This window comes from Desulfuromonas thiophila, assembly GCF_900101955.1.
In the GTDB taxonomy this organism is placed as follows: domain Bacteria; phylum Desulfobacterota; class Desulfuromonadia; order Desulfuromonadales; family Desulfuromonadaceae; genus Pseudodesulfuromonas; species Pseudodesulfuromonas thiophila.
In genome coordinates this window covers 22,351-30,689 of sequence record NZ_FNAQ01000023.1, presented here as the reverse complement: position 1 = coordinate 30,689, position 8,339 = coordinate 22,351, and the positions used below count along the sequence as shown (strand labels likewise).

Below are 8,339 nucleotides of genomic sequence, written 5' to 3'. Positions count from 1 at the left end.
GGCCAGACCGTAGAGAAAAGCCAGTATCAGGCCGCCATCTACCGCAACCTGACCACAGCTGATTTGCCCGCTTTTGAAGAAACCCTGCGCGGCCTGTTCGCCTCGATCCCGTACAACAACTACGTCAACAACACCATCAGCAGCTATGAAGGCTACTACGCCAGCGTCATCTACGCCTATCTGGCCAGCCTGGGGCTCGATCTCACCGCCGAGGATGTCACCAGCAAGGGCCGCATCGATCTGAGCTTGCGGCTCGACAACGCCATCTATCTCATCGAATTCAAGGTCGATGGTGGTGGCAAGGCCCTGGAGCAGATCAGGCAGCGCAACTACCAGCAGAAATATCAGGGCCAGGGCAAGCCCATTTACCTGATTGGCATCGACTTCGATAGCGCTGAACGGAACCTGACCGCGTTCGACTGGGAGCAGCTGGGCTGAGTGACGCGACCGCTGTGGCAACACTTTGCTGTTGAGGTCGCCATCGCCACTGGGCCAGAGCCTCCCCCCTGACAAGGGAGGGGGTTGGTTCTGAGCGGTTTGCAACCGCGATCCTCCCTTGCACCGCCCATCGCCGCTGCAAGCCGCTCCTGCAGGGTAGAGCCAATCCTTTGTAGCGGAACCGGTTCCGCTACAAAGGTGTCTGTCCCTTCAAGGGGAGCGCTTATGCCACGAGTGGCACGGAAACTTGTTGATAGCGGTATAGCTGCGTTTTTGAAAAAGGGGTGCCGACCATGAGCCGTGTGGAAAAAGACCCGCAGGATGGACGAAATATGTTGAGGCTCGAAAAATATCTCCGTTCTGTTCTGGCGGGCCAATCTGACGTTGCCGCTGTTTATCTGCTGGGCTCTGCGCTTTCGGGCAAGATGCGTCGAGACAGTGATATTGATCTTGCCTTGCTTCCTGTAACAGGACAAAAAATATCCATGCGAACACGTCTGGAATTGGCGGCTCAACTTGAGGAAAGGTTGAATAGAACGATTGATATTGGCGTGATAACGGCCCAAAATCTGGTGTATGCCAGAGAGGCGATACTGAATGGCCGACGTCTTGTCACCTTGCATCGGGATGACACTGAGGCGGCGGAAACTCGCTTGTTGGGGAGTTATTTCACGTTTCGTCAGGATCGAAAAGAAGTAGAGGAGAGCTATCGTGTCGTCAGACAATGTCGGCCTGAATAAAGCGGCAATTATCGAGCGCTGTATCCGCCGTATGCGGGAAGAGTATGGAGCCGACAGCACACTTTCTGTTCCCACCCATTTGGATGCGCTGGTTTTGAATATCGAACGCGCCTGTCAGGCTGCGATCGATCTGGCCATGCATATCGTATCTAAAGAACATCTGGGGATGCCGCAAAGCAGCGCGGAAGCATTTAAACTGCTTCAAAAAGCTGGCAAGCTGGACGGCCCACTGGCCGTGCGCCTTTCTGGTATGACCGGTTTTCGGAATATCGCTATTCATCAATATCAGGATATCGACCTGGATATTATTCACTGGATTATGGCGGAAGGGTGGCTGGATTTGGTCGCCTTTTGTGAGGCCTTGGAGTTGAGAATAAAACCGTGAAGTTTGCCGTCTCTTTCCGGCACTTGCTGAAGAAAAGAGGGGCGCTGGCCCGGTTTGCTTGGGGACGATCTGCCCCTTTCAACTGGGCGATCTAAATGTCAGACAGCAGAGGCGTTGTCAATAACATAAAATCGGAGCAGCGCCCCCCTGTGCCTGCGCAAAAAGAGGGATTTCCATGCACATCGCCGTTATTGGCACGGGATATGTCGGGCTGGTCACCGGCGCCTGCTTCGCTGAAATGGGCGTGCAGGTGGTCTGTGTTGACCAGGATGCCGCCAAAATCGACCAGCTGAAGCAAGGGCGGGTTTCCATCTACGAACCGGGGCTCGAAAGCCTGGTGCGCAGCGGACTGGAACAGCAGCGCCTCAGCTTTACCACCAGCCTGCCGCAGGCCATGGCGCAAGCGCAGATCCTGTTTATCGCCGTTGGTACCCCGCCGGAAGAAGATGGCAGCGCCGATCTGCAGCACGTTCTGGCCGTGGCCGGTGAAATCGGTCGCAATCTCCGTCACTATACTGTCATCGTCAACAAGTCCACCGTCCCAGTCGGCACGGCCGACAGGGTGCGCGCTGCCATCCGGCAGGAGTTGGAGCAACGCGACGCGGCGGTTCCCTTCGACGTCGTCAGTAACCCCGAGTTTCTCAAAGAAGGTAGCGCCGTTGTCGATTTTACCCGCCCTGACCGCATTATCATCGGTAGCGACAGCGAACGGGCCACCGAAAGGATGAAGCAGCTTTACGCCCCCTTTATCCGCAATCATGACCGCACCCTGACCATGGGCGTGCGCGATGCCGAAATGACCAAATACGCCGCCAACGCCCTGCTGGCCACCAAAATCTCTTTCATGAACGAAATCGCCAACCTCTGCGAACCCTTAGGCGTCGATGTCGAAAACGTGCGACTGGGTATCGGCTCCGACAGTCGTATTGGCTACCATTTCATCTATCCCGGCTGCGGCTATGGCGGCTCCTGCTTTCCGAAAGACGTCAAGGCCCTCAGCGCCATGGCGCGCCAAAGCAGTTACGAGCCACTCATTCTAAAAGCAGTGGAAGAACGCAATAAACGCCAGCGCCAACGCCTGTTCGAGAAAATTCAGCGGCACTTCCACCCCGATCTGGCCGGACTGACCATCGCCCTGTGGGGTTTGTCCTTCAAGCCCGGCACCGATGACATGCGCGAGGCGCCAGCCGTTTTTCTGCTGCAAGCTCTGATGAAACATGGCGTCCAGGTAAGAGCCTATGATCCCGCAGCCATGGAAGAGGCGCGCCGCATTCTGCCGGCCGACTGGTTTACCCGTGGGCAGCTGCATCTGGTGCGGCATCAGTACGAAGCCTTGGAGCAGGCTGATGCTCTGGTATTGGTGACGGAGTGGAAGCCTTTCCGCACACCGGATTTTGCCGCCATGAAAAGCCTGATGAAACAGCGGGTGATATTTGATGGGCGAAATCAGTACGATCCGGTGCGCGTTCGCAATGAGGGATTCGCGTATGAAGGGATTGGGCGATAAACGGCGCAGTCGCTTGTTCCGTTCGAAAACACTTCCCTGTAGAATGAGATCGTTGTTTGAGGTGGAAAGGTGTACTTACTAAATTGCATCTGCTCCTCTTTCGGTGTTACTTGGCAGGATAAATGACAATGGAAATAATTGATCAGATAATCAGTGTGCTTGAAGGGGTCGAAGGGCTGAAGCTGGCGATTATTTACGGTTCGGCCGTGACCGGCACCATGCGTGGCGACAGTGATGTTGATATTGCCGTTCTCTTTAACCACGTTTTGGATGCCGAACAGAAGATAGAGCTGAGCAGGCTTTTGGCGCAAACGCTTCGGCGAGATGTCGACCTGGTTGATTTGGCGGAGCTGTCCGGGACGATCTTGAAACAGATTCTGTGCAAAGGGCGGGTGGTGATCAAAAAAGATCTCCAAGCGCTGGCTAATCTTTATAAGCGGATGATTTATAATCAGACAGACATGATGCCCTATGTGATTCGTACCCTTGAGCAAAGGCAGCAGAGGTTTATCAATGGATAGAGCTGTTGTCCTCAATAAGCTGGAAAGTTTAAGGCGGTGTGTCAAGCGGATACAGGACAAGACGCCGGCGAAATACGAAGAATTGGTTGATGATTACGATTTGCAGGATATCATTACCCTCAACCTTGAACGTTCCATTCAGCAATGTGTTGATATTGGCTTGCACATTATCAGCTATCTTGAAGTTCCTGCACCGGAAACCATGACGGGAACCTTTGTTGCCTTGGAGCGTGCTGGCTGTCTCAATCATGAGATTGCGGAGAGGATGACCAAGGCTGTCGGCTTCAGGAATACAGCCGTTCATGCCTATCAGCAGATCGACTGGCAGATTGTGTTCGCGATTATCACGAAGCATCTTGGTGATTTTCGAGAGTTTGCGCGGCAGGTGCTGGCGTTTGTGGATCAAAGCAGCGGACTGGCGACCACGGCGCCGCAGTAGGATGCTGGTGAGCGCAGCGAACCGCAGCGATTGTCAGTGGGGTGACAGTTGGCGATTTCGAGCGGGCAGAAGAGTTTTTTAACGCCTGCAGGGCAAAGGGAGTTCAGGGCTCGAACACGGGCTTTCTTATTTGTGCGGTGGCTGATCGGCTCAGAATACCGATTCTGACGACAGACGGTGACTTCGAATTGTTCCGGCAGCATATACCGGTAACACTTCATCGGCTAAGAGGTGAAAATTGAGATTGAAAAGAACGATCAAATCCTAAGGCATCTTCCCGTTCTTGTGCAGGCATGAGGTGTAACCCTATGGAACTCGATTTTTCGTCACTTCAGAGCGCTATTGCTCAGTTGGAAAAAAGCCTGAAATTTGCCACCTCGGAAATGGCGCAACAGGATGAAGAGCTGTTTGATCAGTTACGCAACTCCGTTATCCAATGCTTTGAATTTACCTATGAACTTAGCCATAAAATGCTCAAGCGCTATTTAAAAGAAACCTCGGCCAGCGTCGATGCGGCGGAGTTCGACAGTTTTGCCGATCTGATCCGCACCGGCAATCAGCATGGTTTGCTCCGGTCCGATTGGTCGCGCTGGAAGGTTTATCGACAGGCCCGCAACGACAGCAGCCATACGTACGATAAAAGTAAAGCGGAGGCTGTTTATCGGCTTGCTCCTGATTTTCTTGAAGAGGCAGCGTATCTGTTTCAGCAGCTGTCATCGAAATGCTGATGAATGCCCGGCAAGACAGGATGTTGCTGCTTGATCCACACGATCTGGAGATCGTTGTTAAGATTTTAAAACAGTATCTTTCGGAATATTCGATCTGGGCATTTGGTTCGCGAGTGCGGGGGGGAGCGAAAAAGTTTTCCGATCTTGACCTCGTAGTCGTAACGACGGAACCGCTCTCGCTTGAGAGGTTGGCGGACGTCGAGGAAGCATTTGATCAGTCGGACCTGCCATTCAAGGTGGATATCGTCGATTGGGCCAGTACGACAGAGGCATTTCGTAACATTATCAACGAATGTAAGGTGGTGTTGCTGTGATAGGTGAATTCTGGCGAATCAGGAGACCTGGCTTCACGGGTGTCTGCTTCCTTATGGCACCGTGATCAGGAGAAAAGGTTTTGGCGCAACTATTAAAAGAATTAGAGAAAAATCGAAGAGATATTCTGGCGATTGCTGCACGATACCACGCTGACAACGTTCGCTTGTTCGGCTCCGTTGTAAAAGGCGATGACGGGGAAGGGAGTGATGTTGATTTTCTGGTTGATTTTCAATCCGGCACAACACTTTTAGATCAGCTGGCCCTAATTGATGCCTTGTCCATGCGGCTCGGACGCAAGGTCGATGTCGTGAGTGAGCGAGCACTGAATAAACATTTGCGTCAGCGCATTCTGAAAAAAGCTGTCTGGTTATGAAGGATCGGACAGCTGGTTGCCGGGAAGAGAGTCCCTGTACGATTTAAATGTGCCTTTCCCCCGTTTGCCCCCCCCCCCGAAATTTGATATAATAACTTTGATTATATAGTCGAGAAAATATGAGACTTATTACAGGTTACGATAACAGAAGCGTACTATACGATGATGGAAACAGATATATTAGAGTTATAAATAATGATTATTATGAAGAAATTAAAAAGGTTCTCTCTTTGTGCGAAAAGTACTCATTGTTTGATCAAGGTGTTGTAGAGACAAGTACTTTTGATTTGCCTTTCAGTCTATGCCATAAGCGATACGTAACGACATATCCGCACGAGTGGACTGCAAATATGTATAAAGATGCAGTTATTTATCATTTAAAGCTTTTTGTTTCGCTTGATATTAATGGTTTAACTCTTAAGGATGCTATTCCTGGAAATATTGTTTTCGATGGTGTTAGGCCAGTATTCGTTGATTTCACGTCATTAGTCATGAAAGAAAATCTTTACAAAGAGGATTGGCTAAATATTGGAAGTGATGTACACGATGCTCGTTATGCAGTATACGACAAGATGTTGGTCAAATTTATGATTATTCCTCTTTTGGCCATGTGTAAGAGAGATTATTCCCTAGCTCGTGAAATGTTATCAGAGCGGGCATGTAATTGTGTCAAGCCTGCACCAAGCTGGGATGATTTAAAAAAGGTAAGATTGAAGCATTCAGGGCTTTCGATAAGAAGACTTTCTTGTTTTGTTGTAAAAACTCTAACGCGACTAATGGGTCGTAATGTTACTGAGGTTACATTTTCTCAGACAGTGAAAAACATCCGCAAGGTTCTTGGCAAAAAGAAATATTGCGATTTTATTAAGTACACAAAAATGCTTATTGGGGAGATAGATCGGTTAGATGTTTCTCCTCCTTCAAGTGGCTATCTTGAGTATTATGCAAAAAAGGAAGAAGATTCGGATATCTGTGACCACTCAAAGTGGAACTATAAACAGGAAAATGTTTATAAAATTTTAAGCAAACTTAAGCCGGGAACGGTTTTAGATATCGGAGCAAATACAGGTTGGTTTTCTATACTATCTGAATCTGTTGGCGCTAGAGTGATAGCAACTGATATTGACGAGTCTAGTATCGATACACTTTACAGGTATGCTGTAAAAAATAGCGCAAACATTACACCGCTTTTGATGTCATTCGATGACCTGACCAAAGAAATTTACGGAAAGCAACGTAAAGGTGATGGATTTGAATCCAGGGATTTTACTTCGAATCCATTTATCCTTCCTGCAACAGAGCGTTTTAAGTCTAATGTCGTTTTATGCCTTGGCCTTCTTCATCATCTTGTTTTAGGCATGGGAAAGAAAATAAATTCTGTGATGGAGGTTTTGTCTTTAGTTGCAAATGATGGTCTTGTTTTGGAGTTCGTTTCGCTGGCTGATGATAAAATAGTTTCTAATCCATCTTATTTTAATAATATAAACATGTTTTCAGAAGATAACTATTCTTTGGATCTTGTTATTGCCGGGGGTATGAAGTATTTTTCTTCTTATGAATTGTATGATTCTTATCCTGCCACAAGAAAGCTTATTTTTTTTAAAGTTTAATTATTTCTAGTTTTCATGTTTTTTAAAGAAGTATTTAAGAAATATATTATTTTTTGTGATATTGAGATACGGTCTTTCTGTTGTAAGTTGCGATGTTTTCTTCAAAAAAGTTATAATTTATGCCTCGAATACTTGTTTTGTCTCATACTCCCACCCATCCTGCCAGCTCAGGTAATCGAGCAAGGCTTTCTACACTCTTGTGCGCATTGCAGAAACAGGGACATGAAGTTTGTCTATTTCTTTTGGATGTTGGCAACGGTGATAACAAGTCAATGGAGGAAAAATGGGATAAATTTTGGAGTTATACATACAGCATCCCTCAGATTAAATATACGAAACGTATTGTTGACCGTGTCTCGAAAATACTTAAACTAAATTATTTCTTTCCTTATGGAATTGATGATTGGCATGATAAGAAAGTTGATGCTGTATTGATCGGTCTCCATGAAGAATTCAAATTTGATATTGTTTTGGCAGAATACGTATTTTTTTCAAGGTATTTAGGCTTGTTTAGCGGTGTTAAAAAAGTATTAGACACGCATGATGTTTTTGCGAATAGACATAAGATTTTTATCGAAAATGGCGATATTCCATCATGGTTTTATACTACTGAGTCCGAAGAGAAAAAGGGCTTGTCTCGCGCAGATGTAGTTCTTGCGATTCAGGAACATGATCGTGCATATTATGCTTCTCTTGTGCCTGATAAACAATGCCTTGTTGTTGGGCATGGATGCGAAATTAAAAATCTATTCAAGAAACGTTCGGTTGCTCGTGAAGTCCTTTTTTTAGGGTCAGGGAATAATGTAAATGTTCATGCCCTAACTTTTTTTCTTAATGAAGTTTGGCCCAGTGTTTTGTGCGATTTTCCAGGCCTGACCCTAGGTGTCGCTGGTTCTGTTTGTTCTAAATTCAGTCAATTCCCGACAGGTTGTATTCTTTATGGCGTGGTTGATGACTTGATGGCTGTTTACTCATCTGCTGACGTGGTAATAAATCCTGTACAGTTTGGAACTGGCTTGAAGATAAAGAATATTGAAGCGTTAGGTTTCGGCCTGCCTCTTTTGACAACATCTGAGGGCGCTGTTGGTTTGGAGAGCGGGCGAGGTAGTGCGTTTCTTGTGGCTGACACTGCTTCTGAATTTAAGGCAGAGCTGTTATATCTGCTTAAAAATAATCAAGTGAGAACGCATCTTTCGGATTGTGCATTGGAGTTTGCTTCATCCTATAATAAAAAAATTGTCGCTCCATTAGAGGAGATATTTTCGTAGTTTTATCTGGAGATG

At 47.4% G+C, this 8,339-nt stretch carries 11 protein-coding genes; all 11 read left to right on the top strand.

What is annotated here, in order from left to right; all coding sequences use genetic code 11:
• Positions 1–438 (top strand): PD-(D/E)XK nuclease domain-containing protein (locus BLR80_RS12015; RefSeq protein WP_171906446.1); only part of this gene is annotated, 438 nt, incomplete at its 5' end.
• A 293-nt stretch (positions 439–731) separates the two neighbouring features.
• A complete protein-coding gene (mntA, locus tag BLR80_RS12010; protein WP_143012167.1) occupies positions 732–1,178 on the top strand; it encodes a type VII toxin-antitoxin system MntA family adenylyltransferase antitoxin in 447 nt (148 codons plus the stop codon).
• A complete protein-coding gene (gene hepT / locus BLR80_RS12005) occupies positions 1,150–1,563 on the top strand; it encodes a type VII toxin-antitoxin system HepT family RNase toxin (protein WP_216095220.1) in 414 nt (137 codons plus the stop codon). Before mntA (BLR80_RS12010) ends, hepT (BLR80_RS12005) begins: the two co-directional genes overlap by 29 nt.
• Before the next feature lie 175 nt (positions 1,564–1,738).
• Positions 1,739–3,070, top strand: a complete 1,332-nt coding sequence (locus BLR80_RS12000) for a UDP-glucose dehydrogenase family protein (RefSeq protein WP_092080586.1) — start codon at positions 1,739–1,741, stop codon at positions 3,068–3,070.
• Between the two features lie 128 nt (positions 3,071–3,198).
• Positions 3,199–3,591 carry a type VII toxin-antitoxin system MntA family adenylyltransferase antitoxin gene (gene mntA / locus BLR80_RS11995; RefSeq protein ID WP_171906445.1) on the top strand — a complete coding sequence of 131 codons (393 nt, stop codon included), beginning with the start codon at positions 3,199–3,201 and terminating at the stop codon, positions 3,589–3,591.
• Positions 3,584–4,030 (top strand): type VII toxin-antitoxin system HepT family RNase toxin, encoded by a 447-nt coding sequence (gene hepT, locus BLR80_RS11990; RefSeq protein WP_092080580.1) that lies wholly within the window; start codon positions 3,584–3,586, stop codon positions 4,028–4,030. The genes mntA (BLR80_RS11995) and hepT (BLR80_RS11990) overlap by 8 nt, the downstream gene beginning before the upstream one ends.
• 308 nt (positions 4,031–4,338) lie before the next feature.
• Positions 4,339–4,758: an HI0074 family nucleotidyltransferase substrate-binding subunit gene (locus BLR80_RS11985; protein WP_092080577.1), complete on the top strand. Its 420-nt coding sequence runs from the start codon at positions 4,339–4,341 to the stop codon at positions 4,756–4,758.
• Between the two features lie 20 nt (positions 4,759–4,778).
• On the top strand, positions 4,779–5,072 hold the full coding sequence (locus tag BLR80_RS11980) for a nucleotidyltransferase domain-containing protein (RefSeq protein ID WP_092080595.1): 294 nt from the start codon (positions 4,779–4,781) through the stop codon (positions 5,070–5,072).
• Between the two features lie 80 nt (positions 5,073–5,152).
• The gene (locus BLR80_RS11975) at positions 5,153–5,446 is read left to right on the top strand and encodes a nucleotidyltransferase family protein (RefSeq protein WP_092080575.1); all 294 of its coding nucleotides are present in this window, start codon (positions 5,153–5,155) and stop codon (positions 5,444–5,446) included.
• A gap of 119 nt (positions 5,447–5,565) precedes the next feature.
• On the top strand, positions 5,566–7,056 hold the full coding sequence (locus BLR80_RS12810; protein ID WP_143012166.1) for a class I SAM-dependent methyltransferase: 1,491 nt from the start codon (positions 5,566–5,568) through the stop codon (positions 7,054–7,056).
• Positions 7,057–7,175: 119 nt separating this feature from the next.
• Positions 7,176–8,324, top strand: coding sequence for a glycosyltransferase (locus tag BLR80_RS11970; RefSeq protein ID WP_092080572.1), 1,149 nt, complete (start codon positions 7,176–7,178; stop codon positions 8,322–8,324).
• Positions 8,325–8,339: the final 15 nt, after the last annotated feature.